Here is a 26257-nt window from a genome sequence, read left to right on the forward strand (position 1 = left end):
GAATATATATTAACGATAACACCTTGTTTATCGCAGATGTTGCTCCAGAACAAAACGACGATATCCAACAAATTGATACACAGTCTTTTGATTTTTTAACATTTTATAAAAAATTAGGCAAAGGTTCAAAGAACCAATACCTGCTGCTGAGCGATAATCCTAAAGCGGTTTTTCAAAATCTGAAAAGTAAATGCCAGCTGATTAAGGCGGCAGGTGGGCTGGTACGGAATTCTGCAGGCGATTTTTTATTTATTTTCAGGAATAAAAAATGGGATCTTCCTAAGGGAAAAGTAGAGAAAAATGAAAAAATGAAGGCGGCCGCGCTAAGGGAAGTAGAAGAAGAATGTGGAGTGAAGATACAGAGCAATAATGAAAAGCTATGTAAAACCTATCACGTCTATGAACTGGGTAGTAAAGTAGTGCTTAAGAAAACCAATTGGTACGCGATGACGGTTAAAGGCCAGCCTAAGCTCATCCCTCAAAAGGAAGAAGGAATTACTAAAGCCGGCTGGTTTGGGAAACATGAACTGGACCCGATCTTTAAGAATACCTATCTGCTGATTTTTGATGTCCTTAAAGCAGGAAAACTCATTTAATACAGGTAGGGTATTGCCGCTTCCGGTACAAATTTATGCACATCACCATGGTTACGCAGAATATCGCGTACTATGGTGGAGCTTATGGCAGAATATTCGGGTTTGCTCAGGATAAAGATGGTCTCCATTTCTGGCATCATGGTTTGGTTGATCTGGGCAATGGCTCTTTCGTATTCAAAGTCTCCTACTGAACGGATGCCCCTAACCATATATTGTGCATTAATTTCCCTGCAGAAATCTACCGTAAGGCCTTCATAAAGTTGAACTTCCACATTGCTGTAGTCTGTAAATACTGCACTTACAATTTCCTGCCGCTTTTCTGCAGAAAGATAGTTTTGTTTGGAGCTGTTTAAACCTATGCCCACAATGATTTTGTCAAATAGGGGCAGCGCTCGTTTTAGAATATCGACATGGGCGATGGTAATCGGGTCAAAGGACCCAGGAAAAAGAGCTGTTTTCATACAATGTTTGTCTTTTCAAAGAAACTGAAGGAAGAGTTGCCATACTTACGGGTTTCCTTATAACCCGCTTGCCCTTCCAGCCTAAGCAGGGAAGGATGTTCAACAATCAGGACGCCGTTGTCGGTTAATAAATTGTTCTTCATCACCAGTTGGGGAATAAGGGGTATGGTTGGTAAGTTATATGGAGGATCTGCAAAAATAATCTGGTAGGATTTTTTATGCTGTTCAAGAAATTTGAACACATCTGCTTTGACCACATCAATAGCCGGGAGATCGTATTTTTCAATCACAGATTTTACCCAGTATATACAGCCAGAATGTTTGTCTATTGCGGTAATCGAAGGGATACCTCTCGATGCAAATTCAATACTGATGTTTCCCGTGCCACAAAACAAGTCCAATACAGTACATTCTTCAAAATCGTACAAATTGTACAGAATGTTAAACAAGGCTTCTTTGGCCATATCCGTTGTCGGTCTTACCGGTAAACGCTCAGGAGCATTCATCCGGATACCTTTTAATTTGCCACCAATTATACGCATAGGTCGATCGCTAATAAACTGCTGTAATAGTAAATTGGCATGTCATCCAGGATGGTGCAGTCTACATTTTTATTCTGTGGATAGTTAAACGAAATCTTCTCAAAATACTTTTGAAGTATTTGATGTCTGTTGTCATCTTCATTAATAATTCCGCTGATGTAAACAGGGATTTCCTTGCTTAAGATGTCCAGTTGTGTTAAAATCAAGAGTAAGTAGTAGTTAAATTCTTCTGCAGTTTCAATTTCATAACTGTTTTTAAAAGCCAGTTTAGCGCCAGACACATAAATCACGGTAAAGGAACGTGCGGTGAAATCCAGAAACAAGCCATCAGAAAGACCCGAAGCAAGGGCAAGCACTGGTGTGGTGAGCTCAAACTTAACTGGATTTTCAAATGTACTGTTCAGACTTTCTTCAAAGTCAGCCTGAAAGCCAAATACAGAAGTGAAATTAAAATCTTTGTTCTCTTGTATATAGACTTGTTCAGGTCGGTTTTTGCTAAAAAAATTAAGATAGGAAGGGAGGTCCTTTTGCTGGTATAATTCCGTTGGAACGGCGATAGAACTATCTGTGGCAACGGATACTTTTACCGCTTTAAACGGATATTTAAGATAAGGGTCGTTCTTTAAATTGCTATGTAAGGTCTGCGAAATATTAGGGCATTCCTGCTGATCGAAGATGGCTTTGAGGTGCTGGCTTTCCTGATTTATAATTGCATAAGAAAAGCTGTCGTTTGTAATTTTTATCAGTAAATTACAATCCGGTGCCGTGTTGGGATCAAATTGAGGATCCAAAAGCAGAAGGCTGTTTTTAATATTCATCTTAACAAAATTAATTCTTTTTTCTATAACAACACCATTGCATATTTGTAAAATGGATAAAGTGACGATTATAGCCCAGGCTTATCCCTTTCCGCCAACAGAAGAACAACTGATTTTTTGTAGCAGGATGGCCGGGTTTTTATCAGGGCGGCTGGATGAAAAATGTTTTGTATTAAAAGGCTATGCCGGAACCGGTAAAACCACGTCTGTGGCGGCTCTGGTAAAAGCGCTTCCTCAATTTAAACTGAGGTCTGTATTACTCGCCCCAACAGGAAGGGCGGCAAAAGTAATGAGCAATTATACTGGAAAAAAGGCGCTGACCATTCATAAGAAAATTTACCGTAAACGATCCGCAGTGGCCCTGGAAATGGCTTTTCAGCCGGCGCCGAACTTGGCTGAAAACACGTTGTTCATCGTAGATGAAGCCTCAATGATCGCTGATGAATGGAACAGTCAAAATGCTTCTTCCTTTTTAAAGGACTTAATGGAGTTTGTCTATAACCAAAAGAATTGTGCAGTTGTATTTGTAGGGGATACCGCCCAGCTTCCGCCGGTAGGCAGCCTGGACAGCCCGGCATTAAACCCTGTTCATCTGGCCGAAAGCTTTTTACTTGATGTGATTCACGTAGAACTCAAAGAAGTGGTCCGGCAGGAGAAAAAATCAGGCATATTGGCTAATGCCACGATGCTCAGGAAGCTGATCAACGATTATACGACAAAGGAAGAGCTTGGTGAATTTCGGGAAATAGAACTTCCAAAATTTATCACCAAGTCTTATAAAGATATTTTCAGGATGACCGGGGTCAAACTGGTCGAAGGATTGGAGTATGCCTACAGTAAGTTCGGTATAGAAAACTGTTTGGTGGTGTGCAGGTCCAACAAATCGGCCAACGTGTATAACCAACAGATTAGGGCAAGGCTGCTGTACCGTGAAGAAGAACTGACCGGTGGAGATCAGATTATGGTGGTCCGCAACAATTATTTCTGGCTCGGTGAAAATGAATCGGCATCCTTCATTGCCAATGGTGATATGGCCAGGATCACCCGGGTCAGAAATGAAGAAGAACGCTATGGGCTTCGTTTCAGCGAGGTGCAAATGGAGTTTCCTGATTATCCGGAACTCGGTTCCATTACCTGTAAAGTACTCCTGGATACCTTAACCGGAGAAACGCCAAATCTTTCGTATGAAGACAGTAAGAAGCTCTATGAAGGGGTGAGTTTAGATTATGAACACCTAAAAACAAAGAAAGAAAGGTTTGCAGCGATTAAAGAAGATCCATACTATAATGCGTTGCAGATTAAATTTGCTTACGCGGTGACCTGTCACAAGGCCCAGGGTGGGCAATGGGATGCCGTATTTGTTGATCAGGGCTACCTGACCGACGATATGGTAGATATGGATTTTCTGCGCTGGCTGTATACCGCAGTAACCAGGGCGAAAAGAGAATTATTTTTAGTAAATTTTGCCCAGAACTTATTTACAACTCCGGCGGAAGACTAAAAACCGGCTTTAAAGATGTGCTTATGATATTTGGTTTTTCCTTTAAACAAAAAATGAAGATTGCGGCATTTTTGTTCTTCATTATGTGCTCCACCATGTTGATACGGATGCTCGAAGATAAGAGCATCAAAAATATGAGCAATGCTTTTGTCTCCATGTATCACGACCGTTTGATACCGGCAACAGATCTGTTTTTCCTGGCGGAGAATGTCTATGCAAAGAGATATTTACTGGAGGAGGCTTTAAACCCGGAACGGACAGTTGAGATCAGCTTCATCGAATTGAAAAAGAAACTAGGCAGCTATAATAAAAATATAGACTCACTGGTACGTAAATATGAAGGTACTTTTCTAATTAAAAAAGAAAAGAGCCAATTGGCTGACCTTAAAACAAAGCTCCGTGATGGAATCATTATAGAAAACAATATCATCACGATGGCAGAAATACATACGTTGGCAGAAGGGCGCCATCTATTTGAAGCCTCGGGGAAAACGGCCTATAACAATATTTCAGAAAAATTATCGGAGCTTAGTAGAATACAGACAGATGCAGGGGAGGAGTTGATCCGGGAATCAGAATCTATAGTTTCGGGGAGTAAACTGTATTCTACCGCACAAGTATGCCTGGCTATTTTTATTGGTATTATGATCGTAAACCTTGTGCTCACCTCAAAAGTGGCGAACATTACAAACGATAGATTTAAATTGAATTAAGTTAGCAAAGGGATACGGACGACGAAACTGCTGCCTTTATTTTCTGCGCTGTTGACCAGGATGTCGCCCTGATGCTGTTCAATGATTTGCTTGCAAATGTGGAGTCCAAGGCCGATAGACTTTTCTCCCCGGAGACCCGAGCGCCCTGCTTTGGAAAATTGGTCAAATAATTTATCCAGCAGTTCCGGGGGGATCCCTATACCAAAATCTTTCACGGTGATCAGCGCTTTTGCATCTTCTGTTTCCAGTGAAACATGGACTGGCGCATGGTAAGGGGAAAACTTTAAAGCATTTCCGATCAGGTTATCTATAACCCTCAGAAATTTTGAAGGATTGATCATCGTATAAACCGGATCTTTTCCAGTCTGGAAATTGATCTTTCGCTCGCTACTGAGGTTCATTTGCCAGGTTTTTACAATTTGGTCAAGGAAGGAAGAGAGATTGATTTCTTCTCTGGGGAGCAAGGTGTTTTTATTGCTTTCCTGAATAACTTCCAGCAAGTCATTGATAATGGTTTTTGCCTGTTTAGCAGAGTCAAGGACCATTTCAACTTCTTCCTTTACACTTTTCTGAACTTCGTCTTCCATCAGCATCATTGTGCTCAGTGCCTCAATATTATTTAGTGGATTACGCAGGTCGTGAGCCACAAAACCAAGTATTTCTCCCTTCTGCCGGTTAAGTTGTTCTACCTCATGATTCTTTTCTTCCAATTGTTTAACCTGCAGGAAATGCTGGGATTTAAAGTAATAACTGTAACGGGAAAAAGCGAACAGTACAAAGGCCAGTACCATGGAAACAATGGCGTTAAATATCTTTTCCTGGATATTAAATGGTGAAATACTGATGCTTAGAATAAAAAGAACAATGATATAGATTGATAAACCTATAACTTCCGAAAGCTCCAGCAGAAAGAAGATGCTCACCGTTACAATTCCGACCAGCAGCATCATTAAGGTGTTTTTGGTGTTGTGCAGAGAAACGATGTAACTGGTAGAGAAGGTGACGGAAATAATGAAAAAAACGAAAAGTAAGGTCGTTGTTTTTTTAAATATCTTGTTTTTTCGCCTGGTTTTGAGCGCCTGGGTACTGGCCATTATAAAAAGTGCTGAACCAATAATCTGAATATAATTGACCAGGTTGTATTCCTGATAACTAGGTATTATATTGAGATTTTCATAAAAAAGAATATTAGCCAACCTGACTAGTGAGGCAATGATCAGGATCAGCCAACTCAGGTTTCTGACTTGCTTTACATTTGTATAGTTATACGACACCCTGAACTCATCAGCGTATTTTTTGGGTGTTTTATAGCTAAATAAATTAAACAAAGCAAGGGTTTAGAATACGCAAAAGTATATCATGGCTCTGTGAAAGAGCCTGATATGCAAAAAAGGAAATAAGGAACTATCTTACGCGGTTTCTTACAGCGGTCAGATAAATTGCGGTAACAGCAACAACTAAGCAATAAGGAACTAAAGACATATAAACTTGGCAATCGCTCATTATAGTACTGCAGATAATATTCATGGTTGTAAATTTTTTGGTGAAGGTAGGTAAAAATGAATAAACTTAAAAAATACTGTCGAGTTTTTTCCATGAAAAAGGGGCCGAACTTCCCGGAACGCCCCCTTTTATTGTGAGTATCGACATCCATCGAATAAGAATAATACCACAAACCTAGTTGTTAATATGACGCTAAAAAATGACCATTATCACTGTTGAGCACTCGTTTTGTAATAATTTAACATATTTTAACATTCAGAAGGAGCTTTTATCTTGCGAAAAAATGGAGGTTTATATAATTTTCGCATCGAAAAAAAATAAGTCCAAATGGAAGAAATAAATATCACAACCGAAAGTTCATCATATGGAACTGATATCCGGGCGTTGAATGAAATGATACAACAGGAGAGTGCGTTTATAGACCTCCTTTTTATGGAAATGGATAAGGTAATTGTTGGCCAGCGCTATATGGTTGAACGTTTGCTGATCGGTTTGCTGGCTGATGGGCATATCCTGCTGGAAGGCGTTCCCGGTCTGGCGAAAACCCTGGCCATCAATACGCTGTCTAAAACTATTGATGCGGGTTTTAGCCGCATTCAGTTTACACCAGATCTGCTTCCTGCCGATTTACTAGGAACCATGATCTATAACCAGAAAAAAGAAGAGTTTGTGGTTAGAAAAGGACCATTGTTTTCTAATTTTATCCTGGCAGATGAGATCAACCGGGCTCCGGCCAAAGTGCAAAGTGCGCTGCTGGAGGCTATGCAGGAAAGGCAGGTCACTATTGGCGATACGACTTTTGATCTTCCTAAACCTTTTCTGGTACTGGCTACCCAAAATCCGATAGAACAAGAAGGAACTTATCCGCTTCCTGAGGCACAGGTAGACCGTTTTATGCTTAAGGTGGTGCTGGGGTATCCAAAAAGGGAAGAAGAAAAGAAAATTATGAGGGCCAATATTTCGGCTCAGGGAATGGCCAAACCGAACACAGTTTTACATCCTGACGATATTCTGAAAGCCAGGAAAGTAGTGAGACAGGTATATATGGACGAAAAAATTGAGCAATACATCATTGACATTGTTTTTGCAACCCGTTATCCTGATGAATATAAATTGCCAGATTATAAAAACCTGATTAGTTTTGGCGCTTCTCCAAGGGCAAGTATCAATATTGCACTGGCATCAAAAGCTTATGCTTTCATTAAACGCAGGGGTTATGTGATCCCTGAAGATGTTCGGGCAGTTTGTCACGACGTATTGAGGCACCGTATTGGTTTAACCTATGAGGCCGAAGCAGAAAATGTAACTACAGAAGATATCATTACCGGTATATTAAATGCCGTAGAAGTACCATAATTTATGGATACCAAAGAGCTCTTAAAGAAAGTAAGAAAAATAGAGATCAAAACCCGGGGGTTAAGCAATCAGATCTTTTCAGGAGAATACCAAACGGCCTTCAAAGGCCGTGGTATGGCTTTTAGTGAAGTTAGAGAGTACCAGGTAGGCGATGAGATCAGGACCATAGACTGGAACGTGACCGCCCGTTTCAACCATCCCTACGTGAAGGTGTTTGATGAGGAGCGCGAAATGACCGTAATGCTCCTGGTGGACGTTAGTGGTTCCAAGAATTTTGGGACCCAAACCCAGCAGAAACAGGAACTGGCAACGGAATTGTGTGCCGTTCTGGCCTTTTCAGCTATTCAGAATAACGATAAAGTTGGCGTGCTTTTTTTTAGCGATCAGGTAGAGAAATTCATTCCGCCCAAGAAGGGCCGGAGCCATATCCTGATGATCATTCGGGAACTGATCGATTTTAAGCCTGCGCATAAAGGTACCAGTATAGCCGAGGCTTTAAGATATTTTACCAGCGCCATTAAAAAAAGATCAACTGCTTTTCTGATCTCTGATTTTATGAGTGAGAAATTTGAAAATGAACTCAAGATTGCCAATCGTAAACACGATCTTGTGGCTTTGAAACTTTATGATATTCATGAAGAAGAATTCCCTGATCTTGGCCTTATTCCGGTTGCAGATGAGGAAAGCGGACAGATAGAATGGATCAATACTGGTGATAAAAAAGTTCGTCAGGCTTACAAAGCTGCTGCCCTGGAAAGGAATGGCAGATTGCAGGATTTATTCAGAAGATCGGGTGTAGATTATACCTCTATTGGTACACACCAATCTTATATACAACCTTTAATGACCCTATTTAAAAAACGGGAGGCCAGAAGATAAAAGATGATGAAGCCGTATTTTAATTTGAGTTGCAGCGTATTGCTGTTCTTTGTATTCCTGGGTTACAGCAGCCATGCACAAAATATCCAGGTCAATGCAAAACTGGACAAATCTTCCATCTCTATGGGAGACCAGACCACACTTTCTCTAAGGGCAGCATTGCCTGTTAAAGAGAAGATCAGTTTTCCGGCCCTGGCCGACACCATTTCTTCCAAGATCCAGATTGTAAAGGCAGGTAAAACCGACACCGTTTCTGATCCTAAAAATCCAGGTATACAGACCATCACTCAGCGATACATCATTACCTCTTTTGATGCAGGAATACAGGTAATCCCCGCCTTTAGTTTTCAATCAGGAACACAACATTTTGCTACAGCATCTATTCCGCTGGAGGTAGCTGCTGTCAAAGTAGATACTACAAAAGCTATTTATGACATCAAGCAGCCGCTGGCCGTTTCCTATTCCTGGATGGACTGGCTTAAAGACCACTGGTTGTGGGTTGCAGGCCCGTTACTGTTGATCTTAGTGCTGGCAGGTGTAATTTACTATTTGAGAAAAAGGCCTAAGAAAGGGCCTCCGACAGTTGTTGTACCTATTGTGTCTCCAGATCAGCTGGCTCTGAATAAACTGCAGTCCATCAGAGATCAGAAACTCTGGGAGCACGGGCATATCAAACGTTACTATAGTGAACTGAGTGATGTGATCCGGGAATACCTGGAAAGCCGATACCAGATCAAGGCACTGGAGCATACTTCTGAAGAGATCTTTCTGGAGCTCCGGCACAAAGATATGCCCCAGCAGCAACGGGCTAATTTAAGGCAGATGCTGAACCTGGCAGATTTGGTGAAATTTGCCAAAGAACGGCCGCTCAATACAGAAAATGAACTCAGTATGGAACATGCCATTGGTTTTGTAAAACAAACCAAAGAAAATCCGATCAAACCTGAAAATAAAGCATATAGAAGTCATGATGAATAGTTTTAAGGGAATAGAATTTGCCCAGCCAGGTTTTTTCTGGTTATTACTGGTCCTGCCTTTTATGATTGTCTGGTACATTTGGAGAAACCAAAAACTGCAGGGTACTTTGCGTGTTTCGTCGATTCATGGATTTCTAAAAGCTAAAAGAAGCTTCCTGCGTGTTTTAAGACATTACAGTATCGTGCTGCGGATGCTGGCGTTTGGTGCCCTGATTGTTGCCCTGGCCAGACCACAATCTGCTTTCAGCTGGCAGGATTCTACAACAGAGGGAATAGATATTGTGATCGCAACCGATATTTCCGGGAGTATGCTTTCTGAGGATTTGAAACCCAACCGTCTGGAAGCTGGTAAAAATATTGCTATTGATTTTATCAAAGACCGCCCTAACGACAGGATTGGTCTGGTGGTCTTTAGTGGAGAGAGTTTCACCCAATGCCCTTTAACCATCGATCACGATGTACTCATTAATCTGTTTAAAGGCATCAGCAATGGTATGATTGAAGACGGTACAGCTATTGGAATGGGCTTGGCCACTGCGGTAAACCGCCTTAAAGACAGTGAGGCAAAGAGCAAGGTCGTAATCTTATTAACAGATGGAACCAATACCACAGGCTCTATTCCACCACTTACTGCCGCAGAAATTGCCCGGCAAATGAAGGTAAGGGTGTATACGGTAGGAGTAGGTACCAAAGGTTATGCGCCTTATCCGGTAAAAACGCCATTTGGTGTACAATACCAGCAAGTGCCGGTAACCATAGATGAGGCGATGCTGAGTAAAATTGCAAATATTACAGGAGGTCAGTATTTTCGGGCCACCAATAACCAGAAATTAAAACAGATTTATGAACAGATCGATAAACTGGAAAAGGCTAAAATCGATGTAACTCAGTACCACAAAAAGACAGAGCGTTTTCTGCCTTTTGCGCTGCTGGCCGGAATCCTGTTGATGCTTGAATTTTTATTAAAGAATACGGTGTTTAAAAGCGCCTTAAACTAAGGATATGTTACGTTTTGCACATATAGAATTTTTATGGGGCTTGGTGCTTATACCACTGTTCATGATCCTGTATCTGGTGGTGCGCAGGTGGAAAAGAAAAGCCCTGAAATCTTTAGGAGACAGAGAAACCGTTGGAAAGATCATACCGGAGGTTTCTTTTTCCAGGCCAGGAATCAAATTTGTATTCTTCCTGATTGCTTTTGCAGCTTTGGTCATTGGACTTTCAGATCCTCAGATCGGAACAAAAATGGAAGAAGCCAAAAAAACCGGTTCAGATCTGATCGTATTGCTGGACGTGTCCAACAGTATGCTGGCCGGAGATTTGGCACCGAACAGGCTGGAGAATGCAAAAAGAGCGATTTCTCAAATGATCGACAATCTGCACAACGACCGGATAGGGATTGTGATCTTTGCCGGGGAAGCCTATGTGCAGTTGCCCATTACCACAGACCATTCGGCAGCTAAACTGTTCCTGGACAACATCAATACGAATATTGTTCCTACCCAGGGCACGGCCATTGGCGCAGCCATCGATATGGGTTTAAAAACCTTTGATCTGGTGAGCGGTACAAGTAAAGCCATGATCCTGATGACCGATGGGGAAAACCATGAAGACGACGCTGTACAGGCTGCCGAAAGGGCCAGGAAAAAAGGTGTCACCATCCATGTCATTGGCTTGGGTTCACCAGAAGGGGCACCAGTACCGATTTATAAAAATGGTAGCCCTGTAGGCTTTCATTTGGATGAAGCAGGCAAAACCGTGGTGAGTAAACTGAATGAAGATATGGGTAAAGAAATTGCTGCGGCAGGTAATGGTGTCTATGTGAGGGCCTCCAACGCCAACAGCGGTTTGCCTTTGGTAATGGCACAGGTGGATAAAATGCAGAAAAACACTTACGACAGTAAGGCTTTCAAGAACTATGAAGACCGCTTTCAGTTCTTTTTGGCCTTGTGTTTTGTTTTACTGATCGTAGAGTTCTTTATTTCCGGCAGGAAAAATTTAAAGTTAAGCGGGGTGAATTTGTTTGAAGTAAGAAAGCCATGAAGCAATTTATAATGATGCTGCTCCTGGTTGTTCAGGGGACAATGCTGTTTGCGCAGCAGGAAAAAAGAGAGATCCATAAAGGGAACCAATTGTATAACGAGCAGAAGTATGCAGAAGCAGAAGCGAGTTATCAGAAGTCATTAGAGAAATCCAAGCAATCTGTAGCTGGTAATTTTAATCTTGGGGATGCTTTTTATAAGCAGAAAAAGTTTGATAAAGCGGCAGAGCAGTTCAATGCCCTGGCTTCTTCCTCTAAAGATGCCGGGGTTAAAGCACAGGCCTATCATAACCTGGGCAATACGCTGATGGAAAATAAAAAGTATGAGGAAAGTATAGAGGCCTATAAAAAATCGCTGATGAACAATCCTAAAGACGACCAGACGCGGTACAATCTGGCTTATGCTATGGAAAAGCTGAAACAGCAGCAGCAACAAAACAAGAACAATAAGAATAAAGACAATAAGGACCAGAAGAATAAGGATCAGAAAGATAAAAACAAAGACCAGAAGGACAAGGACGATAAAAATAAAGACAACAAAGACCAGAAGGATAAGGATAAGAAAGACCAGGATAAAAAAGAGCAGGACAAGAAAAATCAGGATCAGAAAGATCAGCAGAATGGGCAAAAACCACAGCCTGATAAGTTATCTAAAGAGGATGCAAAACGCATGCTGGAAGCTTTAAATAATGAAGAGAAGAACACGCAGGACAAATTGAAAAACAAAAAAGCAACCGGGGCAAAGGGCCGCATTACGAAAGACTGGTAAACAGGTTAGGAGCAAATGAAAGTTAGACATTACATATTATTGGTATTGGTGCTGTGGACGGGAACCCTCTTTGCAGCCGATATTAAGTTTACAGCCTCGGTAAGCAAGACGGAGGTAGGTGCAGGTGAGCCTTTTGAAATCACGTTTTCTGTTAACGCAAACATAGAGCGTTTTGGAGCTCCTGTATTTAATGGTTTTCAGGTGGTTTCGGGACCTAATCAGAGCTCCAGTATGACCTCTATCAACGGAAATACCTCTATGAGTATGTCACTGAGTTATGACCTGGTTGGGGTTAAAGAAGGAGAATATATCATTGGGCCGGCCACCATCGTTGCGGGTGGTAAAACCTATCATTCCAATGCGGTAAAAATAAAGGTGGTTAAAGGCCGTCCGGTTCAGCAAAATGCTCAGTCTGCAGCAGGAAATGCACCTGCTGTTTCTTCGGCGCCTTCTGCAGATCTTTCCAAAAGCCTGTTTATTAAAGCCGTAGCCAGTAAGACCAACGTATACCAGGGTGAACAAATTACGGTGAGCTATAAATTGTATACGAGTGTAAACCTGGTTGATAATGCGTTGGACAAGTTACCCGATTTTAACGGCTTCTGGAGCCAGGAGATTAAAAACAACAGTCAACGTGTAGACTGGACTATAGAGAACTATAAGGGGGTAAGTTATCATGTGGCTGTTCTTAAACAGATCATTCTGTTCCCGGAACGTTCCGGGAACCTGGTTTTGGACCCCCTGAGTATGACTTTTCTGGTTCGGCGTGCTGTAGCATCAAATGACATCTTTGATCAGATGTTTGGTGGCGGTTCTTACCAGGATGAGAAGTACAAAGCCAGCAGTGCCCCGGTAACGATACATGTAAAACCATTGCCAGAAAATGGTAAACCTGCAGATTTTCAGGGAGCGGTTGGAAATTTTGCCATCCAGACCTCTGTAGATAAATCTTCATTGAAAGCGAATGAAGCTTTAAATTATATGGTAAAAGTTACGGGAGCAGGTAACTTAAAACTGCTCAATGCCCCTAAAATGGATTTCCCTGAAGGCATGGAAAAATACGATCCAAAAGTAACGGATAACATTACCGAAACTGAGAAGGGAGTTACTGGGAGCAGGGAGTATAAATTCTTGCTGATTCCGAGAAAAGAGGGTAGTTATACCATTGCACCATTGAAATTTTCTTATTTTAATCCGGCTACTCAGCGTTATATGTCTCTTTCTTCAGAGCCTTATTCCATAAAGGTGGCTAAGGGAGATCCTGGAACCAATGTGACCGCTTTTTCCGGTTCGAATGAGCAGGAAGCCAATCTGCTGAAAAAAGACATTGCGGGTATAAAAACAGGTACACCCGACTTGTATAAGGAAGGGGAGGCTTTCTATGGCACTCTGGGCTACTGGCTGTTGATCCTTGTCGGGCCTCTGGCTTTTATCGCGGCAAGGATATTTAGAAAGCAGCAGGCAGAAAACAATAAGGACCAGGTGAAGCTGAAATGGAAAAATGCCAATAAAATTGCGGCGAAGCATTTGGCTATCGCAGGTAAACAATTGCAGGCCGGAGACAAGAAAGCTTTCTATGAAGCGGTGTACAAGGGTTTATATGGCTATCTGAGTGATAAGCTGAACATCTCTGCAGCAGATCTGAACCAGCAAAATATTGCGGAGCAATTGCAGTTGCGCCAGGTAGATGATGCACTGATCAGCCGTTTAACCGATACGCTTAATCTGTGTGAAATGGCGAGGTATGCACCGGTTACCGGAATTTCTGAACAAGAGGTATTTGATAAAGCCAGAAGTATAATTAACGATATTGAAACGCATGCTTAAGGATATGAAGAACAGAATTTTGATGGTACTGCTGTTGGTACTTCCTTTGTTTTCAACAGCGAATGAACTGGCTAAGAATCTTTTTAAAAAAGGGAATGCTGAATATGCCAAGGGACAGTACCGGGAGGCTGCAGAAACATATCAGCAAGTGCTGAAAATGGGTTATTTATCGGCTGCGGCCAATTTTAATTTAGGCAATGCTTACTATAAACAGGGCGAGTTTGCTGCTGCGCGGTCTTGCTATGAGCAGGCGCTGCAATTGGCGCCTGCTGACCGGGATATTGAACGGAATCTGCAGTTGGCGAGATTAAAAAGCGGAGATAAAACAGAACATTTGCCGGAGCTCTTTTTTGTACGCTGGTGGAAGGAGCTGGTTTTCCTGTTCTCTTTCTCTTTTCTGAGTATCTGGAGTGTACTTTGTTTTTTGGGTGGATTTGGCGTTTTGATTTATTACCTGTACGCGGGTTCGGTATCGTTTAAAAAGGCGGCTTTTTATGCTGGGATCTCTATGATGGTAATAGGTTTAGTTTTTATGCTCTTCGCCGGGGTTCAAACGCATTTTTTCCTCAATCCATAAGGACATATACTTCGTGCTGTTTAAGGATTGTTGCTGTAAAATCTGGCCGATAAAGTTATGTTGACGGTGTAGGTCTAATTTTGCGGATAAATCCTGAAGGGTTTTGATCAGTTCCATGCCGTAGCGCTCATTGGCATAACGCTGGTTTAGGATGCTGATGCCATTTTCACGTGCCTGAGTCCAGAGTTCTTTGTTCTGGTATAGTTGAACAGCTTTCTGAATAAAGTTCTCTTCCTGGTCCTCTATAGCACCGTTCCAGTCTAAGCTCCCTTTCATGGCTTCTGCGCCTACAGAGGTGGTTACAGACGGGGTACCAGTTTGCATGGCATCAATAAATTTTCCTTTAACTCCTGCACCAAATTGAATAGGGGCCAATAAGATTCTATGTTTTTCAATAGCTTCCCTGGCGTCTTTGGCTCTTCCATGAACATAAAAATGTTCTTTGGCGTTGTGCAGCTGTGTAACCTTTTGCGAAGGATAGGCGCCGTAAATATGGAGACCTGCTCCCTGTATTTTTTTACGGAGCAATGGCCAGATCTTTGTTTTTAGGACTTGAACGGTATGCCAGTTGGGTTCATGCAGAAAGTTGCCGATAAAGGTAAAGCCTTCCCGCTCTTCGAAATTTTTCCAGTTTTTAACCTTTACTTCTGTGACTTCCTCTTCAAGAAAAGGGAGGTAATAGAGTAAAGAGGGATCTATACGGAACTGTTCTTTTAACAGTATCATTTCCATTTCAGAGATGATCAGGGAGAGATCGCACCTGAGGATAGCGGCAATTTCTCTTTTAGCCAAATCTGAGTAAAGGTTTGTATAACCTGTTTTGATGGCTTGCTGCCTGGCCTGACGCAGAAAGTGGAGGTCTTCTGTATCTAGTATTTTTAATGTTCCGGGGCATTCCTGATGTACCCTCCAGCCATATTGCTCTTCCACCATGAAACGGTCATAGATCACTATGTCGGGTCTAAGTATTTTGATCAGTTCGTTAAAGCCGGAGTCATTGAGTTTGATGGGGTATTCTTTGACCTGCAGGGCTTTCAGGTCATAGCTGAATTCGCTTTTTGATGCTGCGGAGGCAAAGGAAATATCGTAACCTTTATTATGAAAGAGTTTAATCAGTTGAACGATTCTTGTACCTGCTGCTGATGATGCAGGCTCGGGCCAAACCAGTCCAATGATCAATATCTTTTGTTGCTCCATTTTTTGAAATCTAAGCAAAATTAGCTGTTTTTAATGCATAATTTTTAATCCCTGTGATTATTCCTAATTTTGGGGACGAAGAATTTACAGATCACCTCATGCTTGGATTAAAATTATTGACAGACCCGCGATGGGCAAATATTGCTGAATCAAACTTAGAAGAAATTTTATCGGACCATGCCTGGTGCGAACAAAAAGCGGCTACAAATGCGATTACACTGATTGCCAATAATTCTGAGCATATGGATTTGGTGGAGGAGCTGACTGCAATTGCGATAGAGGAAATGCAGCATTTTCAGATGGTGGTGGAGATTATCAAGAAAAGAGGGTATACGCTTGGCCGGGAACGCAAGGACGATTATGTTGGGCGTTTGGTGAAGTTTAGCCGCAGGGATGGTAGCCGGAATTCTGCTTTTATTGATCGGTTGCTTTTTGCGGCCATGATTGAAGCCAGAAGTTGCGAGCGTTTCCGCGTACTGTCATTGAATATTAAAGATCAGGAACTGGCCAAATTCTATCATGATCTCATGGTTTCGGAGGCAGGTCATTATACGACTTTTTTAAATTTTGCGCGTAAGTATACCATTGATGTGGATGTAGAGAAACGCTGGAAAGAATGGCTGGAATTTGAAGGCGAACTGATCCAGAGTTTTGGGAATAAAGAAGCGATTCACGGGTAGGGAGGTGAATTTTTGAAAAAAAACAGGCTGTTGATTCGGGGCTAACGATATCAGGTGCGCTGAAGAAGCGCACAGATCTCTGAGGCCGCCTCATCAACAGCCTGTTTTTTTTTGAGCAAATTGCAGAGGGGGTGGAGAGAGGGAATATGTGGTGGTCTGAGATATATCAAGTCTGTATATAGTGGGGTACTTGTTCGGGAAAAGGGGGCTTTTGGGGACTTGGTACGGACTTGATGCGCATTTGATACGACTTTGTCCGAAGGAAAGCAGCGCTGTCTTACCGGTTTCCGTTATCCAAAATTTTGATTTTATAAATAAAAATGCCCTTGGGTTTTGTCCAAGGGCATCCTTTGTATTTTGGTTGAAGCTATAAGGCTTCAATTTCTTCTTGAGATAGCCCGATTCCTTTTGCAATATCGGCAATAGATACTCCAAGGTTTTTAAAATTTCTGGCTATTTCTTTTTTTTCTTCAAGAGCTTTGGCCTGTGCTTTTTCTATTCCTTTTTGTTCTCCTTTTTTGTAAAGGAAATCTTTTTCTTCTTTAAAAAATGTGCTTACTGATTGCATAGCTTGTTCAAATTGTTGTTCAATACTGGTTCGCAATTGTACGAATATACGCAATTGCTGGAAATATCTTTTTTTGGCGAAATCACTTTTTGATTTTTCTTGTACTTGATCTATAATGGCTTGTATGGCTTTGTCTTTGTCGTCCTGCCCGAAATCGCCGAGTATGCCCAGCATTTTTATTTCCGGGTTTTCTGATCTTAAGAATAGCTTATAGTCAATTTCTGAGATGCGTATAAGGTTGTAATTGTATTTAAGGTTTTCGGCATCTATGGAGGTTGCCATTGTTGGTTTGTTCTTTTTAAGAAAGATGACATATTGTTTTATGGGCATTTCGTATTTGCGCATGAGCATGATGTTGTATTCTGCCATGCGGTAGACCATTTCATTTTCATTGGGGACCTGAAATTCCAGATGAAGCACATAGGTGTTTCTGTCTATATCGGTTACTTTTTTTAAGGCATCAGGTTTTCTTTCTTTGGTGTGCTGGATGTCGTCTGGTATTTCCTCGCTTACAGAGAGGTTTAGGCCCAGGATGTCTTTGATTACTGTTGGTAGTGTGATTTCAAGGTGCTCCTTCAGGATTTTATCGTATTTATTACCTTGTTTTGGATCTTTTTGATTTGCTGTTTTTTCTCCCACTTTTTGATTTTTTCCACTGGTTAATACTGGTTATTGATACCAATGTAGAGATGGGAAATTCTAATGAAAAATTATTGCTGATATTTGAAACGAAACAGCTAACAAAGAGAAATTTTATCCGAAAATGCACGAAAAATGGGGTTAAATCTGTATTGTTATCCTTTTGAATATTTTATATGTTAGCTTCTCATAAGTGCTGGAGAAAAAGCATATGCTACCAAGTATCTAAAATTCGTTGACAATGCAAAGGCCAAACTATCGAAAATAATCGGTTCAATAGTATTTTTAAGTTTGAACCATAGCTGTCCAACAAACCGGGGTGCTTTAGTTTTGCCGGAAATTCCAATATCCCCGGATAAAAAAAAACACCCTTATATTGTCAATTAATATAGAATTTATTGACCCATGCAAGACCATAAGATTATTGAGGAAAAATATCCTGACTTTGTTCTTTCCTACCTCAAACAATTAGGATTATACCACGCTTTTCAGAACAGGGAAAAGGAATACCTTCTCAATAAAGATGGAGATATAGTCTATAAATTACCCAAAAGCAATCCCTCTGAAGTTTACTTCACTAATTTTTCTTTAGGTGGATGGGATAAATTGAATACTGAACTTAATGTGAAAATTAATTACTGGATTCAAATTAAGTATACAAGTTCGGAAAGTCAGCCCATGACCGCCACCGTATTCACTTTTAAAAACAATCAAGCGGTGCAGCTTTTGAGGGAGGAACTCCTATTAAGTGCCATGGTTTTAAACCCGGAAAGGTTACTACTCCAAATAGCTGCAGACAAAAGTGCTCCTTTTTCTTTATCAAGGATTGTATCTATGACGTTAAAGAGAATAAATTTATAGATATTCTTCAGGCAGAATATAGACAAGAACCTTTTTTGATTCATAGGGTTTTTGGATCGGATTTTTGTATCCATGATCCCGATAATTACCAATGGGCAATGCGGGTGAATTCTTGTGCTAAGCCGCTTACTTCTGTACCTGCTTAGCTTTAAATAGGAACCAAACCTAAATTTAACATATGTTATAGTAAAGCCGGCTTAAATAAAGTTGGCTTTGCTATAATATACCTCCTGAAGGGATTATACCTGGATTCTCTTCCGGGTTTCTCCATGTCCATCGCATTTTCTACGCAAAATTTTGCTTTAAAATATAGTTTTTGAATAATATTTTTTGTTATGTGAAAAAATAGTAACCATGTATTCGTTTTAATTATTTACTATTGCCAAAAGTTTTTGGTACTTTAAAGAGATAAAGCTATTGTAGAAAAGAAAGAGGCGGCACAACTATTGAAGAAAAATGGTGTTGAACTGAGTATTATTGCTAAATCTACTAAATTGCCGCTCAGCCTCATTCAATCGTTATAGATATGTGGGAGAAAGGTGGTTGGAGGTATAAGGGTAAGTTGTATTTATACCAACACTAACATTATTCCGCAGCGACATAGGCCGATAGGTAATAGGTACTTTGGTTGTTTAACAATTTGGCTTCCGGGACTGCAATTTTTATACTGTGATTACCTGGTGCCAACCTGCCCAAATTTATAGCTCTTGTTGGTACAGGTGCACCAGGGCACCAGCTGCGGCGTTCTTGTGCAATATCGGGGCCATAAATCCCATTGTTGCGGGTATTATAAATTTCATATGGTACACAGTTTTGGTTTACTGCTATACGTATGTATTCTTTTCCGTCTACATAAATAACATGCTCGCGCCAGTTGTATTCTTCTCCACCTTCTCCTGCGCCATGTCCTGATGTGATCAAATACAATACAGCTGTTTTGATGTTGTTGTCTACATGAAATGCAACTTCCTTGGTGTTATGTCCTGCAGTGCTGTCTTCTCCGTTTAAAGGGAAATAGCTTAATAGGGCAATTGGCTGTACAAGGCTATTCTTTTTTGTTTTGGTGCTGGTTAGACTTACTGAAGCTGTATAAGTTAATAATGACCCATCACAGCCTATGGTTTCTTTCTGGCCAGCGCTTGTAGTGCCAAAAATTTCGGTCATTATCCATACATCAGCTTCTTTGTTCTTAAATAAACCTGCCAATTGATTGATCGTTGTACTATAAGGGGTGTTATCTGGTTCTCGGGTTTTATAGTTAAAGGGTGTCATAATTCTAAGCAATTCAAATTGCTTTGCCTCCGGGCTATCGTAATTTTTACCCTTTGGTACGTAAAAAAGCGTAACCCTGCCTATTCTGTCATAATTATCGCAACCTGCTTTAACAACTACTTTAAGGGTTATTGAATCGCCGATGCTTTGTTTTTCCTGGTTACTCAGCTTGCGGATATATTTGGTATTGCTGATGCGTACTATTCCTGGTTTAACGGGTTCATTAACGGGCTTAGCGTAACCGTCATAAAAATTTATATCTTTTATGACTGAAATAATGGTTTCGTGTTTTGATTGTGCGTTGGTGAATTTAAAATTCAGGGAAAGTAAAAGGAGTATAGAAAAAAATATTTTCATGAATGGCGTTGTTCTAATGGTTCTTATTTATGTTGCTTTAGATCGGCAATCATTTTTTGAGCTTCCTGCCCGTAAACTGATCGTTTTTGATCTTCGGGTAGCTGGTCAAAATATTGCTCAATCTTGTGCTCATCTAATGATGATCCTTTGGCTTTTAGGTACATTAAAACCGCTTCAATGGCAAAGGGTTTAGTTGAGTTTTCGTTTAAATAGGTAGAAAGGTCATTCATCTTTAAATTTTGAAGGGAATCAATGCTCTTGTTAAGGGATTGTAATTTTAACAAATCATTTTTATCCAGATTTCTTCTGCGCCGATCTGTAGATCTCAGAAGTCTGTCCCACTTGCTGTATTTTCGCGTAAAAGCTACGTATTCTTCTTGTACCGGAGATCCGGTTACCTGTGCCCGGCTCAAAAAACCGGTGGTTTTAACATCCGTAAGACCGTTGTTTAAATAAAGTAATAGGGTGTTAGGATCGGTGTCTGGCTCGGGAGTTGTGTTGGGTTTTGTAAATTGCAGAGCGGTTTTGATAGCGATATCTGCTGTTCCGCTAAAGCTGAATTTGTTATTGCTTATTAGGGTACTGTCTGTTTTTGGTTTTCCGTTTTGTTGGTAAACAAAATATATTTTGCGCCCGGTTTCGTCGCCTTTTGGAAAATTAACCTCGCCTTTTAACTGGTAGGGTATTGCTTGTTGTTTTTGAGCGAATATTGTAAGGGGTAATAGCCCTAAAACAACCAGTTGTATTGATTTCATAAAGTATATAGTTTTTTTGCAGGGCCGTGCAGCGTTACAGCCTTTACCTGTAAAATTGAGGTAATCTACATAAAATATGAATATAAGTTAATAAGCTAACATCATTTTGACGATAAGAATTTTGTTTGAAAAATATGCTTTCTGGTCTCGTTGAACCTTAAAGGTTCTGAGGCTCAATTAGTAAAACCTGTTTTTCTTGGGTGCAGACCTGGGAGGATGGCTTGGGGTAAGCCGTTTCTAATGATATTATAACAACTTTCTAATGGTTTTCTAACAGTAATCCAGATTACCGATTCCTACTTTTGTGCCACAATAAAAAAAGAACTCATATGGATAAGCCTCCGTGTTATAACCCATTTATTATTTACCCCTCTCTTTCAGCATAGGCTCTTTTGACTATTCCTGGAAGGGAATAGAAACAAAAAGCTATGTTAACAACACTAGACTTTGCAACACGCCTTTTACTGGCCCTGGTTTTGGGTGCGGGTATAGGTATAGAGCGCCAGTGGCGCCAAAGAATTGCTGGCTTGCGTACCAATACGCTGGTATCGCTCGGAGCGGCAATATTTATCACACTTTCTGTTAAAATCGGCGGTGACGCAAGCGGGCGGGTAGCTTCTTACGTGGTTAGTGGTATTGGATTTTTGGGGGCGGGTGTGATCATGAAAGATGGTCCGAATGTTCGCGGACTCAATACGGCAGCTACGCTTTGGTGTTCTGCAGCTATTGGTGCCCTGAGCGGTATGGGATTTTTTCCGGAAGCTGCTATTGGGGCAGTCTTTATTGTCCTTGCACACCTCATGCTTCGTCCTTTAGGATTAAAGTTGGGTAATATCAGTGTGTTTCAAAAAAGTGAATCTGCAGAAACCGAGTACCTTATTGTAATTAAGTGTAAAGAAGAAGTTGAAAACCACATCCGGGTTTTACTCCTCCAAAATATTGGTAACGACAATAAATTGATGTTGCGGGCACTGACCAGCAGCGACAATGGCGACCCCACCAATGCAATAATCACGGCAGAAATTATTGCTGCCGGCAATCAAAATGACCTTATGGAAAAAATGGTCAGCAGGCTCACGATAGAAAGAGCCGTAATGAGGGCCAGTTGGGAATTAACAGGACAACAATCAGAGTTATGAAAGAGTTAAAAATGATCAATCCAAGAAATGTATCTGGATTTGATGACGTAGCCGTTACCAAATTGCGTAACGTGGCCAGATTAGGAGATGATGCCTATTATGCAATGTTGAACAGCCATCCTGAGGGTTTAGGACCCAGATTAGTAGCCGATAAGATTAAGCAGTTTGGTTATAACGAGATTCAGCATAAAAAGGCGCCTGCCTGGTATGTTCAATTTATACAAGCCTTTTTAAACCCTTTTATTGGGGTGCTGATGGCCTTAGCATTGATTTCCTTTTTTATGGATGTATGGTTTGCGGCGCCTGAAGACCGGGATTATAAAACTGTTATTGTAGTGGGGGTGATGGTGTTTTTGAGCTCTATATTAAGGTTCTGGCAGGAGTATACGAGTAATAATGCTGCCGAGCAGCTGAAAAGCATGGTGACAACCACAGCTACTGTGCTTAGGAAAGTAGGGGGTAAGAAAGAGATCGACATTAAAAAAATAGTTCCCGGGGATATCATTTTTTTAAGTGCGGGTGATATGATCCCTGCAGATATCCGGATCATTCAGTCTAAGGACCTCTTTGTAAGCCAGGCTATGCTTACAGGTGAATCTATGCCGCTGGAAAAAAGAAGTGCGCCTATTGCTGATACAGATCATAAATCTCCGTTAGAACTGGATAATATTTGTTTTATGGGGACCAATGTGGTGAGTGGTACGGCTACAGGCATTGCTGTGACTACAGGGAACCTGACTTATTTTGGATCTATAGGCAAGGCTATTATTGGTAAACGTGCGGAAACCAGTTTTGATAAAGGGGTAAATAAGGTAAGCTGGCTGCTGATCCGTTATATGCTGGTGATGGTGCCCTTGATCTTTCTGGTGAATGGTTTAACCAAGGGTGATTGGTTTGAAGCTTTGTTATTCGGAATTGCAGTGGCCGTAGGTTTAACCCCCGAAATGCTGCCTATGATTGTAACCGCCAATCTGGCTAAGGGCGCGAAAAACATGAGCAAACGCAATGTGATTGTTAAACGCCTCAATGCTATCCAGAACATTGGAGCGATGGATGTACTGTGTACAGATAAAACCGGAACGCTAACGATGGATAAGATCGTACTGGAACGGCATCTAAATGTATCGGGGGAGGATGATGATGAGGTTTTGAAATGGGCTTATCTGAACAGTTTTCATCAAACTGGTTTGAAAAACTTATTGGATGTTGCTGTGCTTGACCATATAGAGTTGCACGATTATTTAAAGGTGGATGAGGACTATAAAAAAGTAGATGAAATCCCTTTTGATTTTGAACGTCGCCGGATGAGTGTGATCCTGGAACAAACCAATGGCAATCAGTTGCTGATTTGTAAGGGGGCGATAGAGGAAATGCTGGATCTGTGTTCTTTTGCTTTTGAACCTGGAGAAGATCATGAACTGCACCGGGAAAAAGATAAGGTGGTGGCGATGGATGAGTCGATGAGGAATACGGTATTGAGGATTTCCAGGAAACTTAATGAGGATGGGCTTCGGGTATTGCTGGTGGCCATTAAAGAATATAAACCGCGCCCGGCCAATTACAGTGTGGCCGATGAGTGCAACCTGATCCTCACTGGTTTTATCGGTTTCCTGGACCCGGCGAAATCTTCTGCCAAACCGGCTATTGAAGGTTTATTAAAATTGGGTGTTAATGTAAAAGTTCTGACTGGGGATAATGATGTGGTGACCAGAAAAGTGTGCCGGGATGTGGGGATTTCCATTGAACAGGTGCTTCTTGGGCCGGAAATTGAACAAATGACGGATCCGGAACTGGCTGCACAGCTGGACAGTACCAGTATTTTTGCCAAGCTGAGTCCTATACAGAAATCAAGGATTGTGAAATTGCTGCAGGGTAAAGGGCATACCGTTGGATTTATGGGTGACGGAATTAATGATGCTGCTGCGCTTCGGGATGCAGATGTAGGTATTTCTGTAGATACTGCGGTAGATATTGCAAAGGAAAGTGCGGATATCATTTTGTTGGAAAAGGATCTGATGGTGCTGCGCAAAGGGGTGATCTATGGACGGAGAACCTTTGGGAACATTATTAAATATATTAAAATGACGGCCAGCAGCAATTTTGGAAACATGTTCAGTATGCTGGGGGCTAGTGCATTTCTTCCTTTTTTACCCATGCTGCCGATTCATTTGCTGATCCAGAACTTGCTCTATGACATTTCCCAGATCTCTATTCCCTGGGACAGGATGGATGAAGATTTTTTGGAGAAACCACAGAAATGGGATGCCAGTGGTATTAGCCGGTTTATGCTCTTTATTGGTCCGATCAGCTCTATTTTTGATTATGCGACTTTTGCTGTACTGTATTTCGTTTTTAAAGCAAATAGTCCTGAGCACCAGACCTTGTTTCAAACCGGTTGGTTTGTAGAAGGATTGTTGTCGCAGACGCTGATTGTACACATGATCCGGACGCGTAAGATTCCATTTATTCAAAGCTGGGCAACTGCTCCGGTAGTGGCTTTAACCTCAGCGGTGATGTTGATCGGTATAGCAATTCCCTTTACGCCATTTGCAACATTTATAAAGCTCCAGCCTTTGCCATTAGCTTATTTTCCTTGGTTATTGGGGATCCTGGTAAGCTATTGTTTACTCACTCAATTGGTTAAACGCTGGTTTATCAAAAAATTTGATCAATGGTTATAAAAAAGAGCGAGGGGTGTATTCAATTACACCCCTCGCTCTTTTTTAATGATTTAGTTGGCTTCGGGATGTTCTTTCCCGTTGTGGCAGGTAATGCAGGATACAGCTAACATTGCTTTTCCATCTTTTTTGTCTTTAACATGGAAGTATTTGCTATTGATCTTAGCGGTCATGCGAACCATGTTCCTGGCAATTTCTTTTTCAGGTTTTTCATCACTTGCAAAATCCAGTCTTTTTGGATCGTCTTTTTTTGCAGCATGGCAAAAGTTACATTTTACACCTAAGGCAACTTTCCATCCATCCATGATTTTGTCTAATTCTTCATGGCTGATGTTTTTAGGTAAAACTTTAAGGTTTGTAGCTTTTCGTTCTTGTTGCTGTGTAGGCATAAATGCACTTAGCATAACTACTGTAGCAAGTAATATGGATAGGGTAACTGTTTTTTTGTAACGCATAGCGGTGTGTTTATGACATTAAATATACAAAGAGATAAATGTAATTTGACAGTCAAAACCTTATTTAGAAAGGTTATAAGCCTATAAATGAGTAACAATACTGCTACTTCTTGTTGTGTGCGGGGAACAGGAAGTAGCAGACCGAAATTTATTGGGTTAATAAGAGGTTTAAGCGGTTGAACATGCTAAACCAACTTTGATAAGCGCCTGTTTTTTTAGCTTCTTCTTCGTTGACGGTCTGGTGTAAAGTAACCTTGGTTTGTTTGCCAATGGGTGTAAATGTAATTGTAGTCAGAATAGCTTGCGGCCATTCCTCTGGCTTCCCGGCTTCTGCAGAGCTAACTGTATCGCCGTGTTCGTTGGTGAGGATCATGGAGAAAACTAATTTTTCAGGAAAGGTTACCTCCTGGTAGATTCCCTTGATCCAGCACGCTCCATGGACAGGATCATGAATGCAGGAATGGAACTGGCCACCTTTTTTTACTTCGATGGTTTTGAATTCGATTGTACATCTATCTGGCGCATACCAGTGTTTTAAGTGTTCCGGATTTGTCCAGGCTTCAAAAACAAGCTCAGGTGAAGCGTCAAATAAATGCGTTATTAAAAGTTCTTTATGGTCTTTTTTCATCGTTTTTAGCTTTTACTTCGGTTAAGTATTGATCTAATTTTTCAAATCTTCTTACCCATAGTTTTTTGGACTGTTCTACCCAGGTAGTTACTTCATCCAGCTGGTCTAATTTCACTTCACAGAACCGGTCTCTGCCGCTTTGTTTGATGGTGATGAGTCCACAATCGACAAGGATCTTTACGTGTAAAGAGATGGCTTGTCTGGTCATGTCAAATTTTTCTGCGATAGAATTAACGTTGTATGGCTGGGCAGCCAGAAGGTTAATGATTTCTCTGCGGGTAGGGTCGGCTATGGCCTGGTAAACATCTCGTCTGGCTTTCATGATATGCAAGTAAATGATTGCAAATATAAAAGCAAGGATTCACTTGCGCAAATGAAATATTTTTTTTTGAATAAGAATATTGAATAATATTTTTAACCGTACTGTTTAATTGATTTTTAATGCAAAAATGATTAACATGAAAACAG

Annotated in this window: 26 protein-coding genes; 15 read left to right on the forward strand and 11 right to left on the reverse strand. The window is 41.1% G+C overall.

Annotated features, from left to right (window positions below; translation table 11 throughout):
* Nucleotides 1-596 (forward strand): NUDIX hydrolase (locus DBR11_RS02965; RefSeq protein WP_369974415.1); only part of this gene is annotated, 596 nt, incomplete at its 5' end.
* Here DBR11_RS02965 and coaD read toward each other — a convergent pair.
* From coaD to DBR11_RS02980, 3 genes are read right to left on the reverse strand one after another with little or no spacing between them, the layout of a single operon-like run.
* On the reverse strand, nt 593-1057 hold the full coding sequence (gene coaD, locus DBR11_RS02970; RefSeq protein ID WP_108550128.1) for a pantetheine-phosphate adenylyltransferase: 465 nt from the start codon (nt 1055-1057) through the stop codon (nt 593-595). The two genes, DBR11_RS02965 and coaD, sit on opposite strands and share 4 nt — an antisense overlap.
* Complete coding sequence (locus tag DBR11_RS02975; protein ID WP_108550129.1) at nt 1054-1599, reverse strand: RsmD family RNA methyltransferase; 546 nt, start codon at nt 1597-1599, stop codon at nt 1054-1056. Before DBR11_RS02975 ends, coaD begins: the two co-directional genes overlap by 4 nt.
* Nucleotides 1590-2417, reverse strand: coding sequence for a DUF3822 family protein (locus DBR11_RS02980; RefSeq protein ID WP_108550130.1), 828 nt, complete (start codon nt 2415-2417; stop codon nt 1590-1592). The genes DBR11_RS02975 and DBR11_RS02980 overlap by 10 nt, the downstream gene beginning before the upstream one ends.
* Nucleotides 2418-2469: 52 nt before the next feature.
* Between DBR11_RS02980 and DBR11_RS02985 the strand changes: the two genes are divergently transcribed.
* Together DBR11_RS02985 and DBR11_RS02990 are read left to right on the forward strand one after the other, a co-directional pair.
* A complete protein-coding gene (locus DBR11_RS02985; protein WP_108550131.1) occupies nt 2470-3918 on the forward strand; it encodes an ATP-dependent RecD-like DNA helicase in 1449 nt (482 codons plus the stop codon).
* 53 nt (nt 3919-3971) lie between these two features.
* Nucleotides 3972-4631 (forward strand): MCP four helix bundle domain-containing protein, encoded by a 660-nt coding sequence (locus DBR11_RS02990; RefSeq protein WP_158275190.1) that lies wholly within the window; start codon nt 3972-3974, stop codon nt 4629-4631.
* Here the strand turns inward: DBR11_RS02990 and DBR11_RS02995 are convergent.
* Nucleotides 4628-5959 carry a sensor histidine kinase KdpD gene (locus DBR11_RS02995; protein WP_108550133.1) on the reverse strand — a complete coding sequence of 444 codons (1332 nt, stop codon included), beginning with the start codon at nt 5957-5959 and terminating at the stop codon, nt 4628-4630. The two genes, DBR11_RS02990 and DBR11_RS02995, sit on opposite strands and share 4 nt — an antisense overlap.
* Nucleotides 5960-6527: 568 nt before the next feature.
* Here DBR11_RS02995 and DBR11_RS03000 point away from each other — a divergent pair.
* From DBR11_RS03000 to DBR11_RS03035, 8 genes are read left to right on the forward strand one after another with little or no spacing between them, the layout of a single operon-like run.
* Nucleotides 6528-7490 (forward strand): AAA family ATPase, encoded by a 963-nt coding sequence (locus tag DBR11_RS03000; RefSeq protein ID WP_369974416.1) that lies wholly within the window; start codon nt 6528-6530, stop codon nt 7488-7490.
* A 3-nt stretch (nt 7491-7493) separates the two neighbouring features.
* Nucleotides 7494-8369, forward strand: a complete 876-nt coding sequence (locus DBR11_RS03005) for a DUF58 domain-containing protein (RefSeq protein WP_108550135.1) — start codon at nt 7494-7496, stop codon at nt 8367-8369.
* Between the two features lie 3 nt (nt 8370-8372).
* Nucleotides 8373-9347, forward strand: a complete 975-nt coding sequence (locus DBR11_RS03010; RefSeq protein WP_233260623.1) for a hypothetical protein — start codon at nt 8373-8375, stop codon at nt 9345-9347.
* A complete protein-coding gene (locus DBR11_RS03015; RefSeq protein WP_233260624.1) occupies nt 9337-10344 on the forward strand; it encodes a VWA domain-containing protein in 1008 nt (335 codons plus the stop codon). The genes DBR11_RS03010 and DBR11_RS03015 overlap by 11 nt, the downstream gene beginning before the upstream one ends.
* Nucleotides 10345-10348: 4 nt before the next feature.
* Nucleotides 10349-11389, forward strand: a complete 1041-nt coding sequence (locus tag DBR11_RS03020) for a VWA domain-containing protein (protein WP_108550136.1) — start codon at nt 10349-10351, stop codon at nt 11387-11389.
* Nucleotides 11386-12156, forward strand: a complete 771-nt coding sequence (locus tag DBR11_RS03025) for a tetratricopeptide repeat protein (RefSeq protein ID WP_108550137.1) — start codon at nt 11386-11388, stop codon at nt 12154-12156. The genes DBR11_RS03020 and DBR11_RS03025 overlap by 4 nt, the downstream gene beginning before the upstream one ends.
* Before the next feature lie 15 nt (nt 12157-12171).
* A complete protein-coding gene (locus DBR11_RS03030) occupies nt 12172-13983 on the forward strand; it encodes a BatD family protein (protein WP_108550138.1) in 1812 nt (603 codons plus the stop codon).
* 4 nt (nt 13984-13987) lie between these two features.
* Nucleotides 13988-14560, forward strand: a complete 573-nt coding sequence (locus DBR11_RS03035; protein WP_158275191.1) for a tetratricopeptide repeat protein — start codon at nt 13988-13990, stop codon at nt 14558-14560.
* Here DBR11_RS03035 and DBR11_RS03040 read toward each other — a convergent pair.
* Nucleotides 14507-15757 (reverse strand): glycosyltransferase family 4 protein, encoded by a 1251-nt coding sequence (locus DBR11_RS03040; protein ID WP_108550140.1) that lies wholly within the window; start codon nt 15755-15757, stop codon nt 14507-14509. The two genes, DBR11_RS03035 and DBR11_RS03040, sit on opposite strands and share 54 nt — an antisense overlap.
* A 98-nt stretch (nt 15758-15855) precedes the next feature.
* Between DBR11_RS03040 and DBR11_RS03045 the strand changes: the two genes are divergently transcribed.
* Nucleotides 15856-16437: a tRNA-(ms[2]io[6]A)-hydroxylase gene (locus DBR11_RS03045; RefSeq protein WP_108550152.1), complete on the forward strand. Its 582-nt coding sequence runs from the start codon at nt 15856-15858 to the stop codon at nt 16435-16437.
* Between the two features lie 367 nt (nt 16438-16804).
* Here DBR11_RS03045 and DBR11_RS03050 read toward each other — a convergent pair whose 3' ends face one another.
* Nucleotides 16805-17644: a hypothetical protein gene (locus DBR11_RS03050; protein ID WP_108550141.1), complete on the reverse strand. Its 840-nt coding sequence runs from the start codon at nt 17642-17644 to the stop codon at nt 16805-16807.
* A 405-nt stretch (nt 17645-18049) separates the two neighbouring features.
* Here DBR11_RS03050 and DBR11_RS03055 point away from each other — a divergent pair, with 405 nt between their 5' ends.
* Nucleotides 18050-18505 carry a hypothetical protein gene (locus DBR11_RS03055; protein ID WP_108550142.1) on the forward strand — a complete coding sequence of 152 codons (456 nt, stop codon included), beginning with the start codon at nt 18050-18052 and terminating at the stop codon, nt 18503-18505.
* A gap of 585 nt (nt 18506-19090) precedes the next feature.
* Here DBR11_RS03055 and DBR11_RS03060 read toward each other — a convergent pair.
* A complete protein-coding gene (locus tag DBR11_RS03060; RefSeq protein WP_108550143.1) occupies nt 19091-20134 on the reverse strand; it encodes a peptide-N-glycosidase F-related protein in 1044 nt (347 codons plus the stop codon).
* 23 nt (nt 20135-20157) lie between these two features.
* Nucleotides 20158-20889: a DUF4369 domain-containing protein gene (locus DBR11_RS03065; protein WP_108550144.1), complete on the reverse strand. Its 732-nt coding sequence runs from the start codon at nt 20887-20889 to the stop codon at nt 20158-20160.
* Nucleotides 20890-21317: 428 nt separating this feature from the next.
* On the opposite strand from DBR11_RS03065, the gene DBR11_RS03070 reads away from it, so the two are divergent.
* Nucleotides 21318-22028 (forward strand): MgtC/SapB family protein, encoded by a 711-nt coding sequence (locus tag DBR11_RS03070; RefSeq protein ID WP_108550145.1) that lies wholly within the window; start codon nt 21318-21320, stop codon nt 22026-22028.
* Nucleotides 22025-24709, forward strand: a complete 2685-nt coding sequence (gene mgtA / locus DBR11_RS03075) for a magnesium-translocating P-type ATPase (RefSeq protein WP_199233742.1) — start codon at nt 22025-22027, stop codon at nt 24707-24709. Before DBR11_RS03070 ends, mgtA begins: the two co-directional genes overlap by 4 nt.
* Before the next feature lie 50 nt (nt 24710-24759).
* On the opposite strand, the gene DBR11_RS03080 is transcribed toward mgtA, so the two are convergent.
* The 3 genes from DBR11_RS03080 to DBR11_RS03090 form a co-directional block, all read right to left on the reverse strand.
* Nucleotides 24760-25161, reverse strand: coding sequence for a c-type cytochrome (locus tag DBR11_RS03080; protein ID WP_108550146.1), 402 nt, complete (start codon nt 25159-25161; stop codon nt 24760-24762).
* Nucleotides 25162-25309: 148 nt separating this feature from the next.
* A complete protein-coding gene (locus tag DBR11_RS03085) occupies nt 25310-25789 on the reverse strand; it encodes an SRPBCC domain-containing protein (RefSeq protein WP_108550147.1) in 480 nt (159 codons plus the stop codon).
* The gene (locus DBR11_RS03090) at nt 25773-26111 is read right to left on the reverse strand and encodes a helix-turn-helix transcriptional regulator (protein ID WP_108550148.1); all 339 of its coding nucleotides are present in this window, start codon (nt 26109-26111) and stop codon (nt 25773-25775) included. Before DBR11_RS03090 ends, DBR11_RS03085 begins: the two co-directional genes overlap by 17 nt.
* Between the last annotated feature and the right edge of the window lie 146 nt (nt 26112-26257).

It is taken from the genome of Pedobacter sp. HMWF019 (assembly GCF_003061025.1).
Classification (GTDB): Bacteria; Bacteroidota; Bacteroidia; order Sphingobacteriales; family Sphingobacteriaceae; genus Pedobacter.

Excerpts from the sequence above, each read along its gene's own strand:
- coaD (WP_108550128.1), bottom strand. The coding sequence starts at position 1,057 with ATGAAAACAGCTCTTTTTCCTGGGTCCTTTGACCCGATTACCATCGCC.
- DBR11_RS02975 (WP_108550129.1), bottom strand. The coding sequence starts at position 1,599 with ATGCGTATAATTGGTGGCAAATTAAAAGGTATCCGGATGAATGCTCCT.
- DBR11_RS02980 (WP_108550130.1), bottom strand. The coding sequence starts at position 2,417 with ATGAATATTAAAAACAGCCTTCTGCTTTTGGATCCTCAATTTGATCCC.
- DBR11_RS02985 (WP_108550131.1), top strand. The coding sequence starts at position 2,470 with ATGGATAAAGTGACGATTATAGCCCAGGCTTATCCCTTTCCGCCAACA.
- DBR11_RS02990 (WP_158275190.1), top strand. The coding sequence starts at position 3,972 with ATGAAGATTGCGGCATTTTTGTTCTTCATTATGTGCTCCACCATGTTG.
- DBR11_RS03000 (WP_369974416.1), top strand. The coding sequence starts at position 6,528 with ATGATACAACAGGAGAGTGCGTTTATAGACCTCCTTTTTATGGAAATG.
- DBR11_RS03005 (WP_108550135.1), top strand. The coding sequence starts at position 7,494 with ATGGATACCAAAGAGCTCTTAAAGAAAGTAAGAAAAATAGAGATCAAA.
- DBR11_RS03010 (WP_233260623.1), top strand. The coding sequence starts at position 8,373 with ATGATGAAGCCGTATTTTAATTTGAGTTGCAGCGTATTGCTGTTCTTT.
- DBR11_RS03015 (WP_233260624.1), top strand. The coding sequence starts at position 9,337 with ATGATGAATAGTTTTAAGGGAATAGAATTTGCCCAGCCAGGTTTTTTC.
- DBR11_RS03020 (WP_108550136.1), top strand. The coding sequence starts at position 10,349 with ATGTTACGTTTTGCACATATAGAATTTTTATGGGGCTTGGTGCTTATA.
- DBR11_RS03025 (WP_108550137.1), top strand. The coding sequence starts at position 11,386 with ATGAAGCAATTTATAATGATGCTGCTCCTGGTTGTTCAGGGGACAATG.
- DBR11_RS03030 (WP_108550138.1), top strand. The coding sequence starts at position 12,172 with ATGAAAGTTAGACATTACATATTATTGGTATTGGTGCTGTGGACGGGA.
- DBR11_RS03035 (WP_158275191.1), top strand. The coding sequence starts at position 13,988 with ATGAAGAACAGAATTTTGATGGTACTGCTGTTGGTACTTCCTTTGTTT.
- DBR11_RS03040 (WP_108550140.1), bottom strand. The coding sequence starts at position 15,757 with ATGGAGCAACAAAAGATATTGATCATTGGACTGGTTTGGCCCGAGCCT.
- DBR11_RS03045 (WP_108550152.1), top strand. The coding sequence starts at position 15,856 with ATGCTTGGATTAAAATTATTGACAGACCCGCGATGGGCAAATATTGCT.
- DBR11_RS03055 (WP_108550142.1), top strand. The coding sequence starts at position 18,050 with ATGCAAGACCATAAGATTATTGAGGAAAAATATCCTGACTTTGTTCTT.
- DBR11_RS03060 (WP_108550143.1), bottom strand. The coding sequence starts at position 20,134 with ATGAAAATATTTTTTTCTATACTCCTTTTACTTTCCCTGAATTTTAAA.
- DBR11_RS03065 (WP_108550144.1), bottom strand. The coding sequence starts at position 20,889 with ATGAAATCAATACAACTGGTTGTTTTAGGGCTATTACCCCTTACAATA.
- DBR11_RS03070 (WP_108550145.1), top strand. The coding sequence starts at position 21,318 with ATGTTAACAACACTAGACTTTGCAACACGCCTTTTACTGGCCCTGGTT.
- mgtA (WP_199233742.1), top strand. The coding sequence starts at position 22,025 with ATGAAAGAGTTAAAAATGATCAATCCAAGAAATGTATCTGGATTTGAT.
- DBR11_RS03080 (WP_108550146.1), bottom strand. The coding sequence starts at position 25,161 with ATGCGTTACAAAAAAACAGTTACCCTATCCATATTACTTGCTACAGTA.
- DBR11_RS03085 (WP_108550147.1), bottom strand. The coding sequence starts at position 25,789 with ATGAAAAAAGACCATAAAGAACTTTTAATAACGCATTTATTTGACGCT.
- DBR11_RS03090 (WP_108550148.1), bottom strand. The coding sequence starts at position 26,111 with ATGAAAGCCAGACGAGATGTTTACCAGGCCATAGCCGACCCTACCCGC.